The following is a 24,294-nucleotide window of genomic DNA, read 5'->3' as shown; positions in this document are numbered from 1 at the left end:
AATATGATACCGGAATCAAATGATAGATCAGCTAACAAATATACAATCAGAATGGCAAAGATTCAGCTACTTATTTAAGCGGGAAGAAATTCCGGCCAGAAAGATTTTATTGAGGGAAGGAGAAATCGCCAGGAAAGTTTACTTTATTGAAAAAGGTTGTTTCCGGCTTTCTTTTAATAACCATGGAAAAGATATAACCTTTCAGTTTTTCTTTGAGGGCGAGGGCATTTCCTCTGCCGAAAGTTTCAGATACAATCAACCGAGTTTGTATGCCATTGAAAGCCTTGAACCATCTGTTGTGCAATCGCTCACTAAAAAAGACTATCTAACTATTATTGAAAATTCGCTTTTGATCAAACAGGAACTGGAAGAACAAACCCTGCAACGGCTTTTATACATAGAAAAACTTTTTTTATCCAGAATAAAAAACAGCCCCGAACAACGGTATCAAGAATTATTAGAACAGTACCCCATGATCCTTCAAAGAGTGCCTCAACATTTCATTGCTTCTTTTTTAGGTATAACTTCTGTTTCCCTGAGCAGAATCAGAAACAGGCGATAGCATTTATTAACAATTGTTATCGTCTTTCGGTGGCAGGTTGACGAATTTTGAATCAACAAAACTTGATAATCAAAATTCAAAAATCATGAAAAAATTCACCATCGAAATTCCACAGCAAGAGGTTAGCTATCTCAATCAAAGGCTTGCCAATGCCCGTTTTACCAATACATTCACGGAAGAGGACTGGGATAAAGGGGTGCCTGCGGATTATTTAAAAAAGATATCCGCTTACTGGCTGAATACATTTGACTGGCGGAAGCAAGAAGCTTTGCTCAATCAGTATCCGCAGTTTATCGCCGAAATTGATAATCAACATATACATTACCTGCATATTAAATCACCTCAGCCCAATGCTATTCCACTGATGCTGATTCATGGCTGGCCTGGATCATTTGCAGATTTTATGCAGGTGATCGAACCGCTTACAAACCCAGAAGACAGCAACCAGTTAGCCTTTGATCTGGTGATTCCCTCCATTCCGGGATTCGGTTTTTCAGTCCCGGTAAAAGAAAAAGGCTGGAATATGTTTCGGATTGCAAGCGCTTTTACAACTTTAATGAAGCAATTAGGGTATGAAAAATTTGCGGTTCATGGCGGCGATATGGGGGCAGGCATTGTCGGAATTATGTCGGGTATTGCGGCTTACAACCTGATTGGAACTCATATTAATTCAGATTTTTTTGCCGTAGCCGGACTTGGCATGTTTCCTTCAGATAACTCATTTTTTACCGAAAACGAAAAAGAGAGGCTGGCGTGGATGAAACAATACAAAAAAGAAGGAACAGCCTATCTGGAAATCCAGGCTACCAGACCGCATACCATTGGGATCTGTTTATCGGATAGCCCCATCGGGCAGTTGGCCTGGATGCTTGAAAAATATAAAGAATGGACGGATGCTGATACGGTTTTACCGGAAAATGCCGTAAATATTGACCAGCTTTTGACCAATGTTTCGCTATATTGGTTTAATCAGCTTGGCGCATCAAGTGCAGAAATTATGGCTGAAAACATGAGCATGGCTTTTAACTGGGGCGACGATCACGCACAGGCAGCCAGTCAATGGACACCACCGAAAGTTCAATCAGGAATTGCTTGCTTTGGAAAAAAACAAGATGAATCTTTATTGAAGAAATTAGTATCATTGATGGGCGAACCAGACAGATGGGCCTTTTATGATAGAGGATGCCATTTTCCGGCCATGGAAGTACCCGACTTATTAGTAAATGATATCAGGCAATTTTATTCAGGTAAGTAGTTCTCCTGGATTAATATGGATTATTTTATTCAATAAGATATAATTTACAACAAAGTGTGACTGCATAATTGTGCGGTGGATGGTGCAGCAACAGTGTGGCCGGTTTTGCCTTGTGTGCAGGCCGGAGGTTTGAGCGATGATTTTACATAGCGTAAAACAGGCTTTGTTGGTGCTGCCCTTTTGTTTTGTTATTTTTATTTTGGGCAAGCAAAATAAAAGTAAAGATAGGGTAAAGAAAAAGCAATTATTTCTTTAGTAACTATAAAACAGATGAACAGACTAGAAGTTATACAGCTATGTTTGTTTGATTATAAAACTTTTAGATTTTAACCTGAATCGTAGGGAAATAAATACAGACAACAACAGTAAGCGAACATAATTGACCAATGACCACTCAACCTGCCTTAAAAGACTATCTGCAACTCCATTTTATTGTCCTTATCTGGGGATTTACAGCCATTCTGGGTTTGCTGATCAGTATTCCGGCTGTTGAACTGGTCTTTTTCCGTATCCTGCTATCTATCCTGTTTCTGGCTGTACTTTTATATGTACGCAAGAAGAAGTTCAGTATGCCGGTGCCTGAAATGCTCAAATTAATGAGTACTGGTGCCTTAATTGCGGCCCACTGGATTCTGTTTTTCGGCGCAGCCAGGGTTTCTACGGCCTCTATCTGTCTGGCTGGCATGGCGACCAGTTCCCTGTGGACCAGCCTCACAGAACCTCTCATCCGGGGAAGACGAATCAGTGTGCTGGAAATCTTCCTCGGGCTGGTGGTAATTGTGGGTTTATATGTGGTATTTCATTTTGAATTTAATCATGCCCTGGGAATAACGATGGCGATTGGTTCGGCGCTGCTGGCGGCTTTGTTCAGTGTGATCAATGCCGGATTTACTAACAAGCACGATGCCTTTGTGATTACGTTTTATGAAATGATCGGTGCCTTCCTCACCACCGGTTTATTTCTCCCGGTTTACCGTTATTACCTGACTGATACCCAGACTTTACAGCTCAATCCTACGCTCACCGACTGGCTATATATTGCCATTCTGGCCGGAATCTGTACTGTATATGCGTATTCTCTGGCGGTGCGGCTGATGAAGAAGTTTACGGCTTTTGCCATGAACCTGACCATCAACCTGGAGCCGGTATACGGCATAGTGCTGGCTTTTCTGTTTTTTGGCGATGCCGAAAAAATGACCCCTGGTTTTTATTTTGGGACTGTAATTATTCTGGCGGCAGTATTGCTGTATCCGGTATTAAAACGGAATCTTTCCAGCCTGAAATTAAAGCGTGCTGCAGCAAAAACTTCCTGAGCTTGCCGCTTGCCTGGATGCCGGTAGAGACTTCTGTATACTATTACACAGTGGGATGGCTTTGCGATTAAACGGGTTTGGTTAGTGCTCGATGTCGGTTTTAGTACCTATAGTTATTCCTTTTTAAACTCAAGTTGTAATAGCTTATTTTCATAATCATACATACTCAATACATACGTATATTTACCTTCTGTCAAAAGTTCTTCGCCTACATAATCAATTGGCTGAATAACAAATTCCTCTCCCTGTATCTTTAATTTTATGTACGCATAGCGATAGGCAGCCTCGAACTCTTTGTAGTCTGAAGTTGAACTAGCCTTCAGAATGCCATACAAATTCTCTCCATTTGACGTATTCACATATACTTCATCAAACTGATAGGAAGTTGCATTTTTAATACGCAGCAGGAGTTGACCCGGAACTACATCTTCCCGCTGACAAGACAAAAGAAGGAACCCCATAAATAGAAGTAGTAATATCTTTCTCATAGACTCATAGAAATGAAATGTTTCCTACATGACCCCTGCATACCTGGGAAAGTTGCATCCTGATTTAATGATGAGAACTGCAACTCAATACCAGTCTTACTTCCCTTTCAGGAACTGAGTGATCTCCCTTGCAAATTCAGCCGAACGCATGGTGTTACCATGATTGCCAGGTACTCTTACCACTTTGGACTGTTTAATTAATTTGGCAAGTTCCTCGGCAGAACCATTATCATTATCTACATCGCCTGAAATCACCAGAACCGGATGTTGAACTTTCGCCAGTTCCTGCGGTGTGGTTACAGGCTGTTCTTTCTGAGAAAAGGCCAGAGCCGTTTGGTCCAGGCCGCTTTGCTGCACATGTTTCACCATCGCTTCCAGTTCTTTCACTGGCTCTCCGGATAATGCCTGATAAAAAAGCTTCCTTCTGGGCCAATCCGGATTGGTAAAATCAGCGCCCATGCCACCCAGTACCACTTTGTTAACTTTGGGATCAGTTACCATCAGTTTGGCACCCACAATAGCACCTCTGGAATAGCCGACCACATCATATTTTTTTAATTTCAATAATTTGGCTAAAGCCATAATATCTTTGATTTCAGCATTGTCTGCATATTTTGCGTTCTCATGGGGTTTATCAGAGTTGCCATTGCCGCGTAAATCCAGGGTAATCAGCTGGAAACCATTCCGCTGCAGGCTGTCGTATACCGGGCTTGATTTCCAGGAAGTACTGTTTACAATAAAGCCATGAATCAATACTACTGGTTTTCCTGTTCCTTGCACTTCATAGTAAATCCTGGTGCTATCAAAGGAAGTAAAATGCTTACCGGTGGCAGAAGTATTTTGCTGGGCATAACTATTAAAAACCGGACAAAGAATAATCCAGATGAAGAGAAGTAATCGAAAGGCAGGCATAGATTTTATATTTAAATGTATTTTAAAAACTCGCTGAAGAGAAAGAGATACTTTGTTATATCGCTCCTGAATATTTTTCCAAAACCGTTGATAAAAACAGTAAATTACTTCTTTTTAACAGATTGTCAAGGTGTCAATCGTTTACTGTTGCGTACCATCAGGGAGCAGTAATAATTACAGCAAACTGAAGAAATTCTCTTTTAAGTTAACACAATTTTCCCGCCATGCAACTGTACGAATTCGGTGATTATCAGACCTTACCTGCACATATAGAACTTCAATCTTTTAAAACGTACCTGAAGCAAATATGGGAAAACCGCTTATGGTTCTATGAGCAACAGATGATAGAAGAGGCCGAATCTGAAGAACTGAGCGCTACTATCCGCAAACAAGGACAAGCCATTTTAACATTTGATGGAAAGGACATACAAGCCAGGAATTATGTGGGATTTATATATTATCAAGGACTGCTGATTGAACTGCTTCCTAAGATTTTTCAGTCTGCCAGTTTTTCCAGCCACACTATGTTTCAGCACCTGTTGTTTTATTTATCATATGTTCCAGGCTTCCGTTTTCCTTTTGCCAGACATAGCCTCGATACGGAAGCAGAAGGTACGCCTTTACAGGTTTGTATCCATATGTTTGCTGTATTCACCGAGCAGATACTCTCGACACAGGCGTATGTAGCTTATGAAGAAGAAGAAGGTCCCCAGCAATTTATGCGCGGCAAACTCCTGACAGACCCCTACATGCAACAACAGTTAGGTACCGGCCAGTGGCAAAAACTACAAACCAGGTATTCTTCTTTGCAGTACGATAATTCCTTTAACCGCCTTGTAAAATATGTAGCCACTCAGCTTTTACCGGTAGCTTCTAAAAAAAGTATTCAGCCGCTCGAATCGGTGTTATTTCTGTTGAAGGAAGTAAGTGAGCAGGAATTTTTGCTTTCAGAGATAGATACCATCCGCCTGAACCGTTTGTATGAAGACCACCAGGAAATCGTGAATATGTGCCGGTTCTTCCTGGCGAATGAACAAGTATCCCCACCAGAGCAAGAAGGCAGGTATTTTTCTTTTCTGGTACCCATGGAAAGAGTATTTGAATATTTTGTAGCCGGATTTATTAAACAACATTTTCCCCAGATACAGGTAAAGACACAAAGCCGGAGTTACCTGGCTACCTGGCAGGGAGAACAGGTTTTCCAGATCCGCAATGATATCTGGATTCCGGCAACCAATGTAATTATGGATACAAAGTATCAAGTACTGAACCATGATCTGGAACATGTGCGAAAGGATATCAATCAGGCAGATTTGTACCAGATGCTGGCCTATGCTGTCCGCAGGAATTCTACCCAGGTACACCTGCTGTATCCCGGACGGGTGACAAAACTGGAAACCTTAACCTATGAAATAGAAAATGGCCTGGGCAACCAGACGGTTTATATGCATGTACATTTGCTCCCGGTAATAGTAGCCGAAACCGCTGACCTGAACCAGATTAATATACGGGAATACCTGGAAGTATTGTTAAAGGAGGAATTGGGAAAAATAATTAATCAATAGCTACACTATTATAAATGTCATCTTCCGTAATAAGCTAATATTCAATGCAGAAGCTTTTCGCTTCCTGAGTCGGAGAGGCATAGTTTTAGCATCAATCTCTGTATTCAACCCGCATAAGGCCAATGCTGACCCTAAAGCTTGTATAGGGTGCCTTCTGCAAAAGCTGTTATCACCAATACGCATTTTGTTTATTATTTCGGTAAAACAATAAACCCGGACAATTCCAATGGCCCGGGTTTATTTTTTTTAATAATTTAACAGTTCAGCTAAGAATGCTTAGCCGTAGAAGGAACTGAGAGAACAGCGGTTTGCGGCGTTTTCTTGCCAAACCAGCCTCTTACTTTCGTAATGGCTCTTTCAATGGTCATATAGGCAGAAGGGACCAATACCAGTGTTAATAACAAGGAACTTGTTAAGCCACCGATAATTACCCAGGCCAGGCCATTTTTCGTTTCAGCACCTGCTCCGGATGCCAGAGCAATAGGCAACATCCCAAACACCATTGCCAGGGTTGTCATCAAAATGGGGCGTAAACGCTCTCTTCCGGCTTCAATCAAGGCATCCCGTACGGATAAACCCAGTGCCCGCTGCTGGTTGGTAAAGTCAACAATCAGAATGGCGTTTTTAGCTACCAGACCCATCAGCATGATCATCCCGATAATCGAGAAAATACTCAGGTTCTCAAAAGCCAATGCCAGTGCCAGCAAAGCGCCGATCAAGGCTACTGGTAAGGAGAACAATACAATAAACGGATAGATGAACGAATCATATAAAGCCACCATGATCAGGTATACGAATACAATCGCAATGACGAGGGCAATGGCTAAGCTTCCGAAGGCATCCGATTGTTGTTGCAATGAACCAGCATATTCGATGATAATTCCATCCGGCAATTTTTTGCTCTTCATTACCTCTTTTATATCATTACCTACGGTTCCTATAGGACGGCCTACTACCTGTGCATTCACCGTAATGGCAGATAATCTGTCCCGGCGTTCCAGTTTGCTCGCACCAAGTTCCTGAGAAACATCAGCAAACTGCTTTAATTCTACCAGTTGTCCCTGGTTATTCACGAACGTAATATTGCTCACATCGTCCCGGTTGGAGCGGTTGAAGCGGTCCAGGGAGATAAAGATATCATACTCATACTGTCCCTGGCGGTATTTGGAGTCATCATTTCCGTTAAAGGCCGTGCGCAGGGTAGAACCAATATCCGTCACCGACAAGCCTAACGCAGCCATCCGTTCCCGGTCGAGTTTTACCTGCAATTCCGGATTGGGGTCTTCAATAGAAAACTCTACGTCAGTAGTTCCAGGAATTTTTTGCACCACTCCTAAAACTGTATTAGCGGCTTCACGTACTCTTTCCAGTTCAGCGCCTTTTAATACGATCTGAACAGGAGCGACGTTGGCATTTCCGGTTATACTGGTAGGCGCTGCCTTCGCTTTTACGCCTGGGATTTTCTGGATTTCTGCTTTGATCTGTGCACCGAATTGCTCGACACTCAGGCTGCGCTGATGTTTATCTACCAGAACTACGGTTAATTCTGAACGGTTTTTAGAACCTGTTCCGGTTCCCATTTGTCCGCTGGTATAGCCTACTTTACTCAGTACCAGATTTACTTCGGGACGGGATTTAATCAGCTGCTCTACTTTTTTAGTAATCAGGTTATTCTGATATAAGGTTACCTGCGGTTCCATCTCCAGTTGAACAACCAGTTCCCCCCGGTCGCCCTGGGCTGCAAATTCACTTCCAATAAATCCTGCCGGAACCAGTGCAATGGAACCTACAAACAGTAAAAAGGCACTCAGGTAAATGACCCAGCGGTGACCCAGACTCCAGCTTAATACCCTGGTATAGCCATCTTGCAGGCTGGTAAACATACGTTCAAAACCCAGGGAAATGCGTCCCCAGAGGGTTTTAGTTGTGAAATGATCCAGTTTACCGAAACGGGAAGCCAGCATCGGTGTAATCGTGAATGATACAAATAAAGACATCAGGGTAGAAAACACCACCACCAGGGCAAATTCACGCAGGATATTTCCGATCAGGCCGGATACCATAGACATAGGTAAGAACACCACTACGTCTACCAGGGTAATAGCTAAGGCAGTAAAGCCAATTTCATTCCGGCCGTCCAGAGCAGCCGTACGTCTGTCTTTGCCCATCTCCATGTGACGGTAAATATTCTCCAGTACCACAATCGAGTCATCCACCAGGATACCTACCACCAGGGAAAGTGCCATCAGCGTCATCAGGTTGAGCGAGAAGCCAAATACATACATGAGAATGAATGTAGAGATCATAGAGGCCGGAATAGCCACCATAACAATCAGAGAGCTGCGCAGACTGTGCAGGAAGATCAGCATAACGGCCGCTACAATGATCACAGCCAGCAATAAGTCGAACTGTACAGCATCGGCAGAAGCCAGGGTATAGGTAGAAGTATCGTTGGCAATACTGAATTTTACACCGTTGGCTGCATATAGTTTTTCAATGTTCACAATCTCTGCCCGTACCTTCTTACTTAAATCTACTGCATTGGCATCGGCTTGTTTCTGGATAATCATCCCAATAGAAGAACGGCCGTTGATCCGGTTGAGGGTAGAATACTCCGCAATGCCATCTTCTACTTCTGCCACATCCTTCACTGTGATACGGCTTCCATTCGTCTGGTAAGACACCACCAGGTTACGCAATTGATCCAGAGTGGTAAATTTAGCGGCCAGACGTAAGCTATATTGCTGATCGGATGTTTCTACCCGGCCAGTCGGGAAATCCTGGTTGGCACTAACAATCGCTTGTGTAACCTGATTAATGGAAAGTTTATATGCCTTTAATTTTTCAGGATCAATGTTTACTTTGATCTCCCGTTTTTCACCCCCTACGAGTGTAATCTGGCCAACTCCTTGTATTTTGGCAAGCTGCGGCTGAATACGGTCTTCTACCAGTTTATAAAATTCTGTAGGGCTCACATTTCCGGTTAAGCCTAACTGCAACACAGGCAGGTCATCGGTAGAGAACTTATTAATCGTAGGTGCCTCTACATCATCCGGCAGTTGTGCCAGAATGGCATTTACTTTCCGCTGTGCATCCTGTACGGCTTCATCTACATTGGCGCTTTGCAGCAAATTAATCACTACTATAGAAACGCCTTCCTGCGAAGTAGACTGGATTTTATCCAGGTTTTCCAGGGAAGAAAGGGCATCTTCTACCTTTTTGGTAACAGATGTTTCCACTTCACCGGCAGCTGCTCCGGGATATACCGTAATTACTGACATAACCGGTGCCTCAAATTTTGGCAGCAGGTTGTAGTTCAGCTGGGTATAACTGAGCGTTCCCAAAATTCCCAGCACCGTGAAAATCACAATCACGAGCGCTGGTCTTTTTATTGAAATTTCGGTAATAGACATATTTTTTAGTTAATCGTTGTTCGTTATTCGTTGTATAATAGGTCAGGAGGCAGGATTGACAAAGAATATATGCTACTCCTGAAAATCCTCTGATCTGTGTAACCTAGGTTCCCGGCTATTTAATTACACTTACCAGGGTGCTGTCTGTCAGGTTAATCTGTCCGGTAGTTACGACTTTTTCGCCCTCTTTTAATCCTTCCAGTACATCCAGAAATGCGCCGTTATCTGCTCCAATCGTGATTTTACGTAGTTGAGCAATATTATTGTTATTCACCACATAAACCTGTGCATCTTTCAGGCTACCCACCAGAGATTCTCTTGGAATTTGCAGGCTAGGTACCTGGCTTTTACGGTTGAAGGCAATGTTTACATAGGTGCCGGCTTTCAGTTCATTCTTGGCCTGGTTAACAAAGGAAATTTCTACCGGATAATTATGTGCGGCATCCCCACTTGGGCTGATAAACGTGATTTCACCTTTGAAAGTAACACCTGGATAAACGGTAGAAGTGATGCTTACCGGGTCGCCTACTTTCAGGGCATATACATCATTTTCAGCTACATTCAACTGTACTTTTAGCTTGGAAACATCTACAATGGTAGCGATAGAATTGCCTACATTGGCAAAGGCACCAGATTCTACCACTTTCTGGGTAATATACCCGCTGATGGGAGCTGCTATGGTTGTATTGGAAAGCTCTTTTTTAGCCTGTGCCAGTGCATTTTCTGCATTTTCATAGCTCAGTTTATACTGCTCGAACTGTGCCTGTGTGGCAGCGCCACCTTCCAGTAAGTTCTTGTACCGCTCCAGGTTCTGCCGGGCATCAGCCAGTTTTTGTTCGGCATTGGAAAGAGAAATCCGGCGGATCTGGTCGTCAATCCGGGCAATTACCTGTCCCTTTTTTACATAGTTGCCCAGTTCAATATTCAGACTGGTGATTTTGCCCTGCACTTCCGATTTAATATCAATTACCTGATTGGCCGCTACCGTTCCTACCATACTTAAATTCTGCTCACTGACACGGCTTTGTACCGGAACCACATTTACGGATACCCGGACAGAAGAATTATCCGGCATCTTATTTTTTGAGTCAATTTCTTTCTTGTTGCTGATGAGTCGGAAGGCAACAAGGGCGCTCAAGGCCAGAACTATTACCACAATGACTATTTTTTTCATATACTTTTTTATTGATCGTTCGAATGACTATTTCTTATTTTGAATTCAGATAGGTGAGTAAATTTCCTTTGGCACGTTCCAGATCCAGCCGTGCGGTATACAAATCGAGTAAGGTGGTGATATATGTATTCTGCGCTTGTCTTAAAGAAGTTTCAGCTTCAACTACATCTGTAGACGTTCCTACACCTTCTCTGAATTCCAGTTGTGTTACTTCATATACTTCCTGTGCCAGTTGTACGTTTTGCTGCTCACTTTCAATGCGTTGCAGGGTATTTCTATACTGGGTAAGTGAATTGGAAACCTCCAGATTGATATTTTGTTTGGTAAGGTTCATCCGCTCTTCTATCTGCAGGGATTTAATTTTCGCCTGCTGCACCCTGGCATTCCGCTGCAAGCCGTCAAATACAGGAATGCTCAGACGAAGCCCGATAGCTGAAGACTCAAACCAGGGTTTAGCCGGCTGAAAGAAGTCAAACTGCTGGCGTTGTGCCTGATAGGCGTAGTTGCCATAGGCCGAAAGTGTAGGAAAATATCCCGAACCAAAATTCTTTTTGTCCAGTTCCTGCAGCTTTAAATTGGTTTCTAATAACTTATATTCAATCCGGTTTTCAACATAATTTCCGGTATTCTCGCTTAACACTGGTTCTTCTTCTGAAAAGGTTAAGGTAGTATCGCTGAGAGAGATTTGTTTTTCAATCGGCATTCCCATCTGAAACTTCAGGGTATTGAATACTTGTACCAGGCTCAATTCTGCTTGTTTCAGCTGCGATTGCAGATTATTGGCATTTACCTGCAAACGGCTTACATCGACTTTTTTAGCTACCCCGTTTTTAAACTGAAGCTGCGTATTTGCCAGAATTTTCTGGGTGCTGGTTAGATTTGTTTGTAATAACTGCAATTGTTTCTGGGCTACAATCACCTGATAATAGGCATTGGAAATATTATATGCTGTTTGTTCGGTGGTTTGTTGTGTAGCCTGCTTGTAATAGATCGAACTCTGCTTGGCAGCTTTCATACCCACCCAAAAGGAAGGGTTAATGATCTGCTGGGTAACTTCGCCCGTAAGGCTTGCATTGTATTTGGTACCGAACTTTAACCGGATATATTCTCCGCCTGTACCTGTAGTAGTATCACCGCCGCCTCCGAATCCGGAAGCCGGAATCAACTGAACCGGTATTTTCAGGCGGTCATCCAAGGCCCCATTGATATTGATCTGTGGCAAACCTGAGCCTCTGATTTCATTCACCCGTTGCAAAGCAATACTTTCGTCGTACCGGGCTATCTTGATGTTACTATTATGCACATTGGCGTACTCAATTGCATCTTTGATAGAAAACGTCTCTGGTCCACCAGCAGATTGCGCCCATAGCGTATTGCCACCTGCCAGCAATATCAGTGTTAGTATTGAAACCCATCTCACAGGTAAGGAGCGCAGTGAAGAAAGGGTGTAGAATCGATTATTCATTTTTCAAGATTTAATATTAATTTTTAACGAAGTTAAAATATCTAATCATGTTAGATTTTATAGCAAAAAAAAATTATGAGATGCTTTTGATAAAACGTTCCATGTAAATTCCCAGTAAATGTGGGGGATCAAACTGAGGTATTTCTTTTTTACGGCTTTGGGCCAGCATAATCAAAGAAGTAAACCCGTGCAGAATACACATATAGTTAAATGAAAATGACTCTAACTTCGTCTCATCCGTAACTCCGCTGATTTCACTTAAGGTATCGAGAAATATCTTACGTACCTGTAAAGCGATCTTTGGCCTGGCCTCCGGATGAGAAGGTAACCATTCAAACCCGAACATCAGTTTATATACTTCCGGATGCTCACAGGCAAACTGCCAGTGGGCTTGCGCAAATTGAATTAAACGGGCTTTTGGATCTTCTGTTAATGCAACATTACTTATTTTTTCCAGTAAAATTTCGGCTCCTTCCAGCGCTATTGCCAGCAACACAGCTTCTTTATTCTCAAAATATTCGTACACAATAGGAGCAGTATATTCAATTTCATCAGCTATTTTACGGATCGTAACTGCCTGCCAGTTCTCTTTTGTAGCAATATTTCGGGCGGCCTGCAATATACCAGTCCGGATGTTCTCTTTTTGACGCTGCCTTCTTTCTATGACTCCCATTTTATATATTGTTTTAGTTGGTATCTGTTCTGCAAAAATGATACCTAAATTATTCTTAGTTAAAAAATTTAACATTGTTAGATTTTTATGCAAATGTAATAATTGTTTTGATATGTCAAACAAATTGAGTCATAATTATTAATTGTATTATTCCAATAAAAAAATGTCTATACAACCTTCATCGCCAGTTTTAATTGACTTAAGTCATACGATTGAACATGGCCTGATCACCTATAAAGGACTGCCTGCAACAGTCATCTGTGACTATTTGAGCCGCGAAGATTCACGTACATTCTACGAAGCTGGTACAGAGTTCCAGATCGGAAAAATAGAAATGGTAACCAATACTGGTACCTATATGGATTGTCCGTTTCACCGATTTGCAGAGGGAAAAGATTTTTCGATGATCGGCCTGGAAAAGTTTACAGACCTGGAAGCTGTTGTTATTCGTGTTCCTTATGCTGATGCTCTGGCCGTGACAAAAGAGCAGCTACAAAATCATAGCATTATAGGTAAGGCAGTATTGGTACATACCGGCTGGGATATACACTGGCGCACAGACCAGTATTTTGAGAATCATCCCTTTCTCACCCAGGATGCTGCTGAATATGCCAGAGATAAAGGTGTAAAACTGGTAGGCATTGATTCTCATAACATTGATGATACCAGAGGCCGGAGCCGTCCGGTGCATACTACTTTGCTGGGAGCAGAAATCTTGATTGTAGAGCATTTATGTAACCTGCAAGCGTTGCCAGATTCAGGGTTTACTTTCAGTGCCATTCCTCCCAAATTTAAAGGCATAGGCACTTTTCCGGTACGGGCGATGGCAAAGGTGAGAGGATAAAGAGCCATTTTAATGTAATGATGAAAAAGAACTTTTATCTGTATTACTATCTATGGTTTGCCATATTTTCGATAATATTTGGATTTTTCTTCCTTGTGGAGGTCATTTTCGCTTGTATAACCTTACAAGGAGTTGAAATAGTAAGCCAGATTTTTAGAACTCTGATATTTTGCATAGGTGAAATCCTAGTTTTAACTCTACTAATAGGTGGCTATCATCACCTAGATAATACTTTATTCTGGTCGTGGAAAATGTTGGCCATACTTAAAAGGAAAGAATTACGGGAGCTGGAAACTATACATTTTAAGTTAGATGAGAAATCAAGATGTTATGCAGGTTTCTATAAGAATTATTATTGTTTGATTACATCAAATTCTATCGAAGCGGAAGGCAGTAGTCTCATTATTAGTGCCTTTATAACACCAGTTGAAGAAAATATTCAGGACCTTGAGCAATTAGCGGATGTGTATGGACTAACCATAACAGATGCAGCCATATGGGTAGAAAAAGCAATCGTTTATGATGCTAAGAAAATACCTGGGTTAAACCAAATTACTCAAGAAATGGATAAGTTGATCGAGTATTTGATAAGCAAGAATATAAGTCCAGCCCAGGTGGATATTATAGATGATTAAACTGCATCACTTTCTGCTTGTAAGCAATAATCTAAATAGCTTATAAGTTGAGTATAGCATAATAAAGTAGGAAGATTAACTTGTTTCATTTTATAAAAAAATCTTTAAGATTGTTGCAGGCATCTTCATCACCCAGCTCACAAGCCTTTTTCCAATCAGAACAAGCTTCTTCCAGTAATCCCATTTCATACTTTGCAAGCCCTCTACTATAAAATGCTTTCTCATTATGATCATCAAGCTCAATTGACCTGTCAAAATCTTCAATTGCTGCTTGTATTGCTCCAAGGTTATATTTAGAAATGCCCCGGTTATGATATGCATCAGATGTTTCTTTGATATCAATTGAAATGTTGAAATCTTCAATGGCATCGGCATAGCTATCTATATCATTGAGGGCAGTACCTCTATTATAATATGCTTTCCTATATTTTGGATTTAATTGTATAGCCGTAGTATAATATTTAATAGCTTCTTCGGGATCATTCAAATAATAATAGGCATTACCAAGGCTATAATATGCTTCGTCATATTCAGGTCTTAATTGTATAGCCATTTCAAAATCTTCAATCGATAGTTGATATTCTCCGATTTTATTTTTTGTACAGCCTCGATTGTGATAGGCTTCGGCCATTTTCGGATTCAATTCAATAGCCTTATTAAAATCCTCAAATGCATACTCAAAATGACCTAAATCGTCATACACATTCGCACGGTTATAATAGGCATCATAGTCTTTATTATCTAACTGAATTGCTTTGGAATAATCGTCTAATGCTTCATGTAACATGTTCATCTCATGAAACGCATTGCCTCGGTTATTGAAAGCAGCGGTTGCATCAGATTGTAATTCTATTACTTTGGTAAAATAATCTACTGCTTTTTGAAATTCGTTTTTATGGTAACAATCAATACCTTGTTTGAAAAGCGCTTCAGCAGAATCCATTATTTTTGCTTAATACTTTGTACTCAATACTACTATCAAACCTCCGCCCGTAAAACTTCCAGTGGTGGACGGTTCAATACCTCCCGGCTGTTAAGCATACCAATCAGAACGGTAAGGGCGGTAATAATGAATAATACCACGATCAATGGCGTGTAAACGGCTACAAAAGGGGTTTCGAACACAAACAAAGCCAGCAGCCAGGTACTGAGCAGGGAAAGTAATATACCGGATAAAGTCGCCAGTGCCCCCAGAAACAAGTATTCAATCAGGGAAATAAGCATAATTTGTTTGCCACTGGCACCCAGCGTACGGAGGAGTACACTTTCCTGGATGCGTTGATATTTACTGATTACTACGGAACTGCCCAGTACAATAAGCCCGGTAATAATGCTGAATAAGGCCATGAAGCGGATCACAAAGGATACTTTATCTAATATTTCGTCTATCGTTCGCAGGATCAGACCGAGGTCAATGGCAGATACATTGGGGAAAGATTGTACCAATGCCTGCTGAAATTGTGCAGATTGTTCCACTGAATCCACCCTGGTAATGAGTACATGAAATTGGGGTGCATCTTCCAATACGCCTTCCGGGAAAACGACCAGAAAATTGGTTTGTACGCGGTTCCATTCTATTTCCCTGGTGCTTCCCACTCTCGTGCGTACTGGTGCTCCCTGTACATTAAACACCAGTTCATCACCTACTTTCAGTTTCATGCGCTGCAGATAGGGTTCTTCCACCGAAACATAAATAGTGTCAGTAGGGGAGGCGTATGTATGTAATTTTCCCTGTACCAGCTTTTCTGAGCTAATCAATGAATCGCGGTAAGTAACCCGGTATTCACGGGTAAGTCCCCATTCCGGAATTTTTGCAGTCGTGTCTTTTAGCAGGGCATCTACTGAACGTCCGTTGATTTCGGAAAGGCGCATGGTAACGATAGGAGCCTGTTGCAACAGGGGAAGGTTATATTCTGTTGCAAGTCTAGTAACCTGTTCTTTCTGATTACTCTGAATATCAAACAGCACCATATTCGGCTGGTTGCCACTGCCAGACAGCGATACCTGGTTAAGCAGCAGGTTTTGCGAAAGATAGAGCGTAGAGATCAGGAAAGTACCCAGGCCGATGGCAATAATGAGAATTAAGGTCTGGTTTTGCGGACGGTACAGATTGGCCAGACTTTGCCGCCATACATAACTCCAGGAAACAGGAAAGAATTTGCGTACCAGAAACATAATCAGTTTACCCATGCCGGTAAGTATGAGAAAGGCTACTGCAATGCCTACTGTAAAACCCAGGGCAAGTTCCCATCGCTTGATCTGGAGATAGGCAAAGCCACCCACAAAGAGTACAATCAGGCCATACACCAGCCATTTAGCCGGATCTCTGGCCGAAGTATCTTCTTCATAGGAAGCCCGCAAGGTACGCAAGGGAGAAATCCTCCGGATAGAGAGCAGAGGCAATAAGGCAAATAAAATAGCCATACCTAATCCGATACCTACCCCTTGTAAAACGGCTCCCCAGGCAACCGTGAGTTCTACTTCTACCGGCAGAAAATCCTGGAATACCTGTGGCAGCAAAAACTGAATACCAGTACCAAGAGCCGCTCCCAGGGTTGCACCGATCAGGCCCATGACTATGGTTTCAATGAGAAAGATAAAAAAAGTCTGCCAGCCGCTGGCGCCCAGGCATCGCAGTACGGCAACGGAAGAAATCTTTTCTTTTACATACAAATGAATCGCACTTGCTACCCCCACACAACCGAGCAAAAGGGCTACAAAACCCACCAGGTTCAGAAACTGAGAAAGATTGGCGAACGTACGACCCACCTCCTGCTTGCGCTCTTCCACGGTATCATAATTAATGCCTTCCCGATCCAGCCTGGGTTCCAGGGTTTCGGCCATTTTCTCCACATCTAAGGTGGAGGGAAGTTTGTAATAAAAACGGCTGGTTATCCGGCTGCCTCTTTGTACCAGGCCGGTTTGTTCCAGGTACTGTAAAGGAATATATACAGCGGGTGCTACAGTAGTGGCAATAGCCGATTGCCCGGGTACTTTTAGTAAGCGTCCCTGAATATAGAAAGTCATATTTCCGATCTTCACCGAATCTCCGGGCTTTACATTGTACTGGATCATTAGGGCATCTTCCACCAGGGCACTTCTGCTGTTTTTGAATGCCTGGGCAGCAGAGGCGGGCATGGTTTCGATGATGCCATAATAAGGGAAGTCACCTTTCACTGCTTTTACCTGTATGAGCCTGGTTCCTTTGGTTTTGGGAAAAAATACCATCGAGGGGAAGCTTTTTTCCTCAGAACGGTTGGTGCCAATGGAATCTATTAAATTCTGTGCTTCTGTAGTGATTTCTTTATTAGTAGTTAGTACCAGGTCAGCGCCTAACAGCTCTTTTGCCTGGCCATCTATGCTTTTTTCCAGGTTATAGGCAAAGGAGTTAATAGCGACAAGGGCGGCAATTCCCAGAACGATAGAGGATATAAACAACAGGAGCCGCTGACGGCTTTTCCGGCTGTCACGCCAGGCCATTTGCCAGAGCCAGGGATTAAAGAGAAGATTCATATACAGGTTGTTATTAACACAGATTGGACATCAGGCCCAGCCAGCTAAGATACAGGTTTTTGATGGAACAGGAGAGAATAACCCGGTTTTTGTGATGAACGGTTTACTTAATTATAGCTTCATGCTGTATTTCCCATTAACCGCCCGATGATTATGTGGTTTGCTAATATAGAAAGACGATGGCTACCTGAAAATATTTTGTGTTTTACCGGTAAAAAATAAACTTATCGTTAATGTACTAACAGATAAGTGCAAAACTAAATCAGTTGGAAGGTGAGAATGAGTTCTAATCCGGCATTACTTTTACCTGACATTTTTTAGCGTGAGAAAAGTGATCAGCAGCAAATTTAAACCCTATAAATTAGGTTTGCATGAGGAAGTTTATTTCAGGTTCCAAACTACCTGTGTCTTTACGAATATCTTTTTGTAAATTGCTAAGTAACCGCTTGTATGTCAGTAGTAATCAGGTGAATCTGAGGTTTGATAAAACCATACAAAACTTGTATAGGGCTTGGGTATTATTGCTAATCAAGTACATGTGCGGCTATATTCATCGCAACAAACAATGGTGGTATGAACAGAATAATACAACGGGAGATAGAAGTTGCTTTTTCGAGGCATGCACAACCCTTATGGTTCAGAATAGTAAAATGGGTATTCATTCTCGGATTAGGGTATTTCCTATGGAATACGTCTTTTTTATGGTGGATACTCGGAATATTATTGATACCTGCCTTATGCCTGCATTTTTATTACCGCTACAAAACTAAAGCCTGGACCCAAAGCTATGGCATGTGGAATTACGAGCGTAATAAATCAAAAATAAAGGATAACAGCCCAGGTAAGCAGAAATGAACACCTAATGAAAGCAGGTTCATGGCTGAGCTAATTTCACTGTTTCTTTTGTTTATCTAACCCAATACAAAAATTTAGTCCGGCACCAGTATTGAATTTATGGTGGTTGAATGTATGCTTTACACAGCAGCAATCCTGATTTTCCATTCTTCCTGCCATACAACCTTATAACCGGAAAATTTCTCCCTTGTCCTTTTTATTGTTTTAGGAATGGTCAGGATCAGTAAATTAAAAGTCCTTTCCTAAATTCCACTGGTATGCTCAAAAATTACCTAACCATCGCCCTGCGTACACTTTCCCGGCAAAAAGCATATACCTTTATCAATATTGCCGGACTTGCTACTGGCTTAGCCTGCTGTTTTCTGATCCTGCTGTTTGTATTTGACGAACTGAGCTACGATACCTTTCAGCAGAAAGCCAGCCGCATATACCGGCTCCAGTATGAGGTTACTTTCGGAGGAAATGAGGTAAAGCTGGCATCTACGCCTCCTCCATTCGCACCGCTGCTCACAGGCTTTTTTCCGGAAATAGAAACGGCTGCCAGGGTATACCAACGCAATGCCAGTTTGCAGGTAAATGGAAAGGGGCAATCAGAAAAATTTGATGAGACAGTTACGTTCGCTGATTCTACAATGCTGGATATCCTGAGTTTTGATTTTGTGAGTGGTACACCTAGGGCAGCCTTAGATGCGCCTTTTTCGGTGATTATCAGTGATGAAATGGCAGTCAAGTATTTTGGGAAGGAGCAGGCATTGGGTAAAGCTTTGCTATTTGAAGGCAGGTACCCTATGAAAATTACCGGGGTGTTCAAAAAATATCCGAACCATTCGCATATCCATTTCAACGTCATTGCCAATTATGAAACCATGTTTGCTACCGAAATTCCGGAAGTACGGGAAAATCTGTCGCAGAACCGCTTGATCTCACATTCTTATACCTATGTTTTACTCAAACCTAACCAGTCAGTTGCTTCGGTAAACAAGCGTTTTCCGGCATTTCTGGAAAAATATGGCAATGAACAACTCCGGAAAGACCAGAATTTTAGTCTGCAACCCTTGCTGGATATTCACTTGTACTCTGACCTGCAGGCAGAACCGGAACCTGGCGGCGATATTATGTATGTATACCTGTTTACAGGTATTGCTTTTATTACCTTACTGATTGCCTGCATTAATTTTATTAACCTGGCTACTGCCAGTTCCCTACGACGTACCAGAGAAGTAGGGGTGAGGAAAGTACTGGGTGCTTACCGGATTCAGCTTATAGGTCAGTTTCTCGGCGAATCCCTGCTGATCAGCCTGATGGCATTTATTATATCGGTAGTGCTGGTGATGGCTGGTTTGCCGCTGCTCAATGAATTGACCGGAAAACAATTGTCTGTGGATGTGCTGGGCAACTGGCAAGTGATACTAGCCTTTTTCGGCCTGTTTGTCGCTGCCGGAATGATTGCAGGCAGTTATCCGGCATTCTTTGTTTCGGGTTTCCAGTCGGTAGAATCTCTCAAAGGAACCAATATTGCCACCAAAGCTGGTGGGGTAGGGGTGCGCAAAGTGCTGGTTGTAACACAATTTACCGTTTCTATTGCGCTAATGGCTGGCGCTCTTGTTTCCTATCAGCAGTTGCAATACCTGCAAAACCGTCCGCTTGGTTTTGGGAAAGAGCATACCCTGGTATTGCCTTTATTCAGCGATAACCTGAATAATATTTTTGGTGGGGTGGGTCCGGAAATGCGTAGCAAAACCAATGCTTTTGAAGAAGCCATAGCTCAGAATCCTAAGGTAAAAGCCAGTACATTATCCTCTGGTTCGCCTGGGAATGGAGCGGTTATGAGAAACATTGTGCCCCAGGGATTTACCCAGGAGGATAATATTTTTGTATCCGGCATGCCGGTAGATTATGATTTTATTTCGGCTTATGGCATGGAAATTATTGCTGGCCGGGATTTTTCTAAAACCTATGGCACCGACCATCTGGAAGCCTTTATCATCAATGAGAAAGCGGTACAACAATTCAAGTGGGGCAGTCCGCAGGAAGCTATCGGCAAAACCATTGACCGGGAAGGCAAAAAAGGTAAAGTAATTGGCGTAGTCAAAGATTTTCACTACCAGTCCTTGCAGGCGCCCATCGAAGCATTTGTCTTTGATGTAAACCCGCCTGTTTTCAATACATTCTCCATTAAAGTGCAGTCAGATCATATTCCGCAGACGATAGAGTTTCTGGAAAAGAAATGGAATGAATTCTTCCCCGAACGGGCATTCAGTTATGCTTTCCTGGATGAAACCATCAATGAAGCTTATAATGCCGATCAGCGTCTGGGTAAAATTATTGGTTACTTTGCCTTTCTGGCTATATTTATCTCTGGCTTAGGCTTATTCGGACTTGCTTCATTCACCACTGCCCAGCGCACCAAAGAAATAGGTATCCGCAAAGTATTAGGGGCAAGTATTCCACAGATTGTAGGTTTATTATATAAAGATTTCGCCTTGCTGGTGGGAATTTCATTTGTTGTTGCTATCCCACTTGCCTGGTATGTAATGAACAAATGGCTCGCAGATTTTGCCTACAGCATTCCCATGCAATGGTGGATGTTTGCGCTTCCTGGTTTGTTAGTCACTATTATTGCTTTATTGACCGTGAGCTGGCAAAGCATCAAAGCTGCCCTTGCCAACCCGGTGAAGAGTTTAAGAAATGAGTAGTCTGGAACCAGGATTTATCCGATTTAGAAGATTAAAGGGATTTCAAAGATAAAATCCTGTAAATCCCTGAATCATGAGGATCGCGGTTCCAGACCAGAAGTCCAGGTTCCATGTATTACCCTACATTGTGGAAAACAGCTGTTACATCATCATCCTGCTCGAACTTTTCGATCAGTTCCATAATTTCATCTTCCTGTTCCTGGGTGAGCGAAACAGAGGTATTGGGAATGCGTTGTAACTGGGCGCTTTTAATGGTAATGCCTTTTTCTTCCAGAAACTTCTGCATTCTGGCAAATTCCTGATAAGGTGTATACACGACCAGTTCTCCTTCCTCTTCCTCAATTTCATCGAGGCCAAAATCAATACCTTCCAGTTCTAATTCATCTTTGTCTACCCCAGCTGCATCAAAACGGAAAACGCCTTTCCGGGTAAAAATAAAATCCAGGGAACCCGTTTTGCCCAATGTGCCATCGCCTCTGGTAAAATACATGCGGATATTGGCAACCGTGCGGGTAGGATTATCAGTAGCGGTTTCCACCAGAATGGCCACCCCATACGGACCATAACCTTCGTATACCACTTCTTCATAATCTTTTTCATCTTTGGAAGAAGCCCGCTTGATGGCCGCATCTACCCGGTCTTTGGGCATATTATTGGTTTTGGCATTCTGGATGAGGGTGCGCAGCCGGGGATTGGTTTCAGGGTCGCCACCCCCTTGTTTGACGGCGATAGAAATTTCTTTTCCGATTTTGGTAAATGTTTTGGCCATCCAGTCCCATCTTTTTTCTTTTCTGGCCCTTCTGAATTCAAATGCTCTTCCCATGTTCAGTATGTTGTGTATATGTTAAAATTCTGCCGTTATTTTTTGTTGCGGAAACTTTCTTATGCGATTTTTCGAAAATTAGCAAAATGCAGAAAACAAAGATAAATATTGGAAGATAGAAGTTGGAAAATAGAGGGTAGAAATTGGAAAAAAATAGGGTGATTTACTATTGACAATTGTAGCTGAGAATTTAACTTCTCAGTTTCGGTTATAAATCAATTAAATGAATAACCTGTAACTTCTTATCTCTAACTTCTAACTTCTAACTTCTAACTTCTAACTTCTAACTTCTATCTTCCAACTTCCAACTTCCAATACCAACCATTTACTCATGTATACCAAAGAACAGGCATCGAAACTCAGGCAGGCATTCTGGACCGCATTCGGGCAGTATATTGCGCCTCATCCCTCAGCGGAAGGACTAAAAGTGAACTGGGTAAACTATCAGACTGGCGTAAAACATGTGTATTTCCGCATGCAGGCCGATAATACGACTGCTTCTATTGGCATTGAAATCACTCACCTGGACACTGAAATTCAGGAGTTGTTTTTTGAACAATTTATGAGTTTAAAAACCATACTGCACAGTTACCTGGGCGAAGAATGGGAATGGCGCTTGCATACCACAGATGATAATGGTAAAGTGATCAGCCGGATTTATACAGAAATTAAGCCGGTGAATGTATTCAATCAGGATGACTGGCCGGAACTTATTACCTTTTTCAAACCTAGAATCATTGCCCTGGATGAATTCTGGTCGGATGCCAAGTATAGTTTTGAATCGCTGAAATAAAATATGAGACCTGTATTATAACCAGCCTTGAATAATTCATTATCTGCGAAACCCTGGATAGCACAGAAATGTTACATACGTGAAATCATATTAGGGAGGAATTTGCTGTCTTGATACAAACCACATTTAAATATAATAGCTTCTTACTGACAGGGTTTCTTATAGTAGCCTGTTGTTTTACTGTTTCCGGTCAATCCAGACAGGAGCCTGTATCATCCATCGGTTTACGTATTGAGCCTTTACCCATCACTCCCAAAGAATTCTACATTGCAAGCATCATAGATGAACGCGTGAACCGTAGAACCGTGGGATATTTATTGTCTTCATCCACTAATCCGGAACAGCCACTTAGTACCTATCCGGTTGATCTGCAAGGGGGAAGTTCGCAGGCGATTCGTGAGTTTATGCTGAAAAGTTTGCCCAGAAATACCAGGCTCCGCCCAGTGTATGTGCGGCTGAGGGAATGTCTCATCACTGAAAAACTGGCTCCCAGAAACAGGATTGATGGACAGGTGGTAGTGAGTATGAGTTTTGCCTGGAAACGGGATGAAGATACGGTACATCTGGTAGATTATATTGGGGGCGGAGCCAGTTATAACCGCGCACCTAATCAGATAATAGCCGTAGAGCAAGCGCTCTGGCAATCGATGCGGAGTTCGCTTACTTTTTTTAACAACTGGATGAACCAGCAGTCAGCAGGCAGTGTGAGTCTGGCTAAAAGTCTTACGGTATCCTTTACCGATTATGTGCGTAATCCCGACCAGGATACGGTTTTCTATGCGACCAATCGTCCGCTGATCTGGGAGGATTTCCGGGATAAGCCCAGAGGCAGCCGTTTTGCGGCTTCCGTGTTTCCCAGTTTTGCTTATGAAGGCAGTAGCCAGGTGGTGAATGGCATAGTACATGTCAATATTAAACTGAAAGTATTTGTACTTAAAAACTCTTCCTGGGTAAGGGAAACGGCCAGAGAACCCTATGGCCTGAATCACGAACAAAGACATTTTGACATTGTAAAAATTGTGGCCGAACGGTTCAAGCAAAAATTGCATCCGGATAGCCTTACCGTGGAGGACCACAACAGCGAAATTCATTGGAAATACATAGAATCTTTCCGGGAAATGAACCGCCTACAGGAACAATACGATGGGGAAACCAACCACGGCCTTGATCGGATTTCCCAGGATTTATGGAACCAGCGTATTGAAGCAGAGCTGAAAGAGTTAGGAGTGAAGTAGTTAATAATCAGTATGTCATCATAAATTAACTTTCACTGCATGTTCCTATCTTGAGCAAAGATATTTAGCCATTGAGTTCA

At 42.3% G+C, this 24,294-nt stretch carries 19 protein-coding genes; 10 read left to right on the top strand and 9 right to left on the bottom strand.

Features of this window, described 5'->3' with window-relative positions:
- Positions 1-19 precede the first annotated feature (19 nt).
- From GXP67_RS33865 to GXP67_RS33855, 3 genes are all read left to right on the top strand, one after another.
- Positions 20-562 carry a Crp/Fnr family transcriptional regulator gene (locus GXP67_RS33865; protein ID WP_162447218.1) on the top strand — a complete coding sequence of 181 codons (543 nt, stop codon included), beginning with the start codon at positions 20-22 and terminating at the stop codon, positions 560-562.
- An 85-nt stretch (positions 563-647) separates the two neighbouring features.
- Positions 648-1,817, top strand: a complete 1,170-nt coding sequence (locus tag GXP67_RS33860) for an epoxide hydrolase family protein (RefSeq protein ID WP_162447217.1) — start codon at positions 648-650, stop codon at positions 1,815-1,817.
- A 386-nt stretch (positions 1,818-2,203) separates the two neighbouring features.
- On the top strand, positions 2,204-3,130 hold the full coding sequence (locus GXP67_RS33855) for a DMT family transporter (protein WP_162447216.1): 927 nt from the start codon (positions 2,204-2,206) through the stop codon (positions 3,128-3,130).
- A 113-nt stretch (positions 3,131-3,243) separates the two neighbouring features.
- Here the strand turns inward: GXP67_RS33855 and GXP67_RS33850 are convergent, their stop codons facing one another.
- Together GXP67_RS33850 and GXP67_RS33845 are read right to left on the bottom strand one after the other, a co-directional pair.
- Entirely contained in the window at positions 3,244-3,591 is a 348-nt protein-coding gene (locus GXP67_RS33850) for a hypothetical protein (protein ID WP_162447215.1), read from the bottom strand.
- Between the two features lie 123 nt (positions 3,592-3,714).
- Complete coding sequence (locus tag GXP67_RS33845; RefSeq protein ID WP_162447214.1) at positions 3,715-4,530, bottom strand: alpha/beta fold hydrolase; 816 nt, start codon at positions 4,528-4,530, stop codon at positions 3,715-3,717.
- A 224-nt stretch (positions 4,531-4,754) separates the two neighbouring features.
- On the opposite strand from GXP67_RS33845, the gene GXP67_RS33840 reads away from it, so the two are divergent.
- Complete coding sequence (locus GXP67_RS33840; RefSeq protein WP_162447213.1) at positions 4,755-6,095, top strand: McrC family protein; 1,341 nt, start codon at positions 4,755-4,757, stop codon at positions 6,093-6,095.
- Between the two features lie 266 nt (positions 6,096-6,361).
- On the opposite strand, the gene GXP67_RS33835 is transcribed toward GXP67_RS33840, so the two are convergent.
- From GXP67_RS33835 to GXP67_RS33820, 4 genes are all read right to left on the bottom strand, one after another.
- Complete coding sequence (locus GXP67_RS33835; protein WP_162447212.1) at positions 6,362-9,508, bottom strand: efflux RND transporter permease subunit; 3,147 nt, start codon at positions 9,506-9,508, stop codon at positions 6,362-6,364.
- Between the two features lie 115 nt (positions 9,509-9,623).
- Positions 9,624-10,682: an efflux RND transporter periplasmic adaptor subunit gene (locus tag GXP67_RS33830; protein WP_162447211.1), complete on the bottom strand. Its 1,059-nt coding sequence runs from the start codon at positions 10,680-10,682 to the stop codon at positions 9,624-9,626.
- 34 nt (positions 10,683-10,716) lie between these two features.
- On the bottom strand, positions 10,717-12,147 hold the full coding sequence (locus GXP67_RS33825) for a TolC family protein (protein ID WP_162447210.1): 1,431 nt from the start codon (positions 12,145-12,147) through the stop codon (positions 10,717-10,719).
- A gap of 73 nt (positions 12,148-12,220) precedes the next feature.
- The gene (locus tag GXP67_RS33820) at positions 12,221-12,820 is read right to left on the bottom strand and encodes a TetR/AcrR family transcriptional regulator (protein WP_162447209.1); all 600 of its coding nucleotides are present in this window, start codon (positions 12,818-12,820) and stop codon (positions 12,221-12,223) included.
- 163 nt (positions 12,821-12,983) lie between these two features.
- On the opposite strand from GXP67_RS33820, the gene GXP67_RS33815 reads away from it, so the two are divergent.
- Both GXP67_RS33815 and GXP67_RS33810 read left to right on the top strand, forming a co-directional pair.
- Complete coding sequence (locus GXP67_RS33815; RefSeq protein WP_162447208.1) at positions 12,984-13,664, top strand: cyclase family protein; 681 nt, start codon at positions 12,984-12,986, stop codon at positions 13,662-13,664.
- A gap of 17 nt (positions 13,665-13,681) precedes the next feature.
- Positions 13,682-14,299: a hypothetical protein gene (locus GXP67_RS33810; RefSeq protein WP_162447207.1), complete on the top strand. Its 618-nt coding sequence runs from the start codon at positions 13,682-13,684 to the stop codon at positions 14,297-14,299.
- A gap of 85 nt (positions 14,300-14,384) precedes the next feature.
- Here GXP67_RS33810 and GXP67_RS33805 read toward each other — a convergent pair whose 3' ends face one another.
- Together GXP67_RS33805 and GXP67_RS33800 are read right to left on the bottom strand one after the other, a co-directional pair.
- On the bottom strand, positions 14,385-15,242 hold the full coding sequence (locus tag GXP67_RS33805; RefSeq protein ID WP_162447206.1) for a tetratricopeptide repeat protein: 858 nt from the start codon (positions 15,240-15,242) through the stop codon (positions 14,385-14,387).
- 35 nt (positions 15,243-15,277) lie between these two features.
- Positions 15,278-17,812 (bottom strand): ABC transporter permease, encoded by a 2,535-nt coding sequence (locus GXP67_RS33800; RefSeq protein WP_232064749.1) that lies wholly within the window; start codon positions 17,810-17,812, stop codon positions 15,278-15,280.
- A gap of 573 nt (positions 17,813-18,385) precedes the next feature.
- On the opposite strand from GXP67_RS33800, the gene GXP67_RS33795 reads away from it, so the two are divergent.
- Both GXP67_RS33795 and GXP67_RS33790 read left to right on the top strand, forming a co-directional pair.
- Positions 18,386-18,667 (top strand): hypothetical protein, encoded by a 282-nt coding sequence (locus tag GXP67_RS33795; RefSeq protein ID WP_162447205.1) that lies wholly within the window; start codon positions 18,386-18,388, stop codon positions 18,665-18,667.
- A 257-nt stretch (positions 18,668-18,924) separates the two neighbouring features.
- Positions 18,925-21,363, top strand: coding sequence for an ABC transporter permease (locus GXP67_RS33790; protein WP_162447204.1), 2,439 nt, complete (start codon positions 18,925-18,927; stop codon positions 21,361-21,363).
- Between the two features lie 115 nt (positions 21,364-21,478).
- On the opposite strand, the gene GXP67_RS33785 is transcribed toward GXP67_RS33790, so the two are convergent.
- The gene (locus tag GXP67_RS33785; RefSeq protein ID WP_162447203.1) at positions 21,479-22,186 is read right to left on the bottom strand and encodes a YebC/PmpR family DNA-binding transcriptional regulator; all 708 of its coding nucleotides are present in this window, start codon (positions 22,184-22,186) and stop codon (positions 21,479-21,481) included.
- A 331-nt stretch (positions 22,187-22,517) separates the two neighbouring features.
- Here GXP67_RS33785 and GXP67_RS33780 point away from each other — a divergent pair, with 331 nt between their 5' ends.
- Positions 22,518-22,979, top strand: coding sequence for a DUF4268 domain-containing protein (locus GXP67_RS33780; protein WP_162447202.1), 462 nt, complete (start codon positions 22,518-22,520; stop codon positions 22,977-22,979).
- 110 nt (positions 22,980-23,089) lie between these two features.
- A complete protein-coding gene (locus tag GXP67_RS33775) occupies positions 23,090-24,214 on the top strand; it encodes a hypothetical protein (RefSeq protein WP_232064747.1) in 1,125 nt (374 codons plus the stop codon).
- Positions 24,215-24,294: the final 80 nt, after the last annotated feature.

This window comes from Rhodocytophaga rosea (assembly GCF_010119975.1).
GTDB lineage: Bacteria > Bacteroidota > Bacteroidia > Cytophagales > 172606-1 > Rhodocytophaga > Rhodocytophaga rosea.
This window is presented reverse-complemented; position numbering and strand designations above follow the sequence as displayed.

Bases quoted from the DNA above. Each gene is read 5' to 3' on its own strand.
- GXP67_RS33865 (WP_162447218.1), top strand. From the start codon at position 20: ATGATAGATCAGCTAACAAATATACAATCAGAATGGCAAAGATTCAGC.
- GXP67_RS33860 (WP_162447217.1), top strand. From the start codon at position 648: ATGAAAAAATTCACCATCGAAATTCCACAGCAAGAGGTTAGCTATCTC.
- GXP67_RS33855 (WP_162447216.1), top strand. From the start codon at position 2,204: ATGACCACTCAACCTGCCTTAAAAGACTATCTGCAACTCCATTTTATT.
- GXP67_RS33850 (WP_162447215.1), bottom strand. From the start codon at position 3,591: ATGGGGTTCCTTCTTTTGTCTTGTCAGCGGGAAGATGTAGTTCCGGGT.
- GXP67_RS33845 (WP_162447214.1), bottom strand. From the start codon at position 4,530: ATGCCTGCCTTTCGATTACTTCTCTTCATCTGGATTATTCTTTGTCCG.
- GXP67_RS33840 (WP_162447213.1), top strand. From the start codon at position 4,755: ATGCAACTGTACGAATTCGGTGATTATCAGACCTTACCTGCACATATA.
- GXP67_RS33835 (WP_162447212.1), bottom strand. From the start codon at position 9,508: ATGTCTATTACCGAAATTTCAATAAAAAGACCAGCGCTCGTGATTGTG.
- GXP67_RS33830 (WP_162447211.1), bottom strand. From the start codon at position 10,682: ATGAAAAAAATAGTCATTGTGGTAATAGTTCTGGCCTTGAGCGCCCTT.
- GXP67_RS33825 (WP_162447210.1), bottom strand. From the start codon at position 12,147: ATGAATAATCGATTCTACACCCTTTCTTCACTGCGCTCCTTACCTGTG.
- GXP67_RS33820 (WP_162447209.1), bottom strand. From the start codon at position 12,820: ATGGGAGTCATAGAAAGAAGGCAGCGTCAAAAAGAGAACATCCGGACT.
- GXP67_RS33815 (WP_162447208.1), top strand. From the start codon at position 12,984: ATGTCTATACAACCTTCATCGCCAGTTTTAATTGACTTAAGTCATACG.
- GXP67_RS33810 (WP_162447207.1), top strand. From the start codon at position 13,682: ATGATGAAAAAGAACTTTTATCTGTATTACTATCTATGGTTTGCCATA.
- GXP67_RS33805 (WP_162447206.1), bottom strand. From the start codon at position 15,242: ATGGATTCTGCTGAAGCGCTTTTCAAACAAGGTATTGATTGTTACCAT.
- GXP67_RS33800 (WP_232064749.1), bottom strand. From the start codon at position 17,812: ATGAATCTTCTCTTTAATCCCTGGCTCTGGCAAATGGCCTGGCGTGAC.
- GXP67_RS33795 (WP_162447205.1), top strand. From the start codon at position 18,386: ATGAACAGAATAATACAACGGGAGATAGAAGTTGCTTTTTCGAGGCAT.
- GXP67_RS33790 (WP_162447204.1), top strand. From the start codon at position 18,925: ATGCTCAAAAATTACCTAACCATCGCCCTGCGTACACTTTCCCGGCAA.
- GXP67_RS33785 (WP_162447203.1), bottom strand. From the start codon at position 22,186: ATGGGAAGAGCATTTGAATTCAGAAGGGCCAGAAAAGAAAAAAGATGG.
- GXP67_RS33780 (WP_162447202.1), top strand. From the start codon at position 22,518: ATGTATACCAAAGAACAGGCATCGAAACTCAGGCAGGCATTCTGGACC.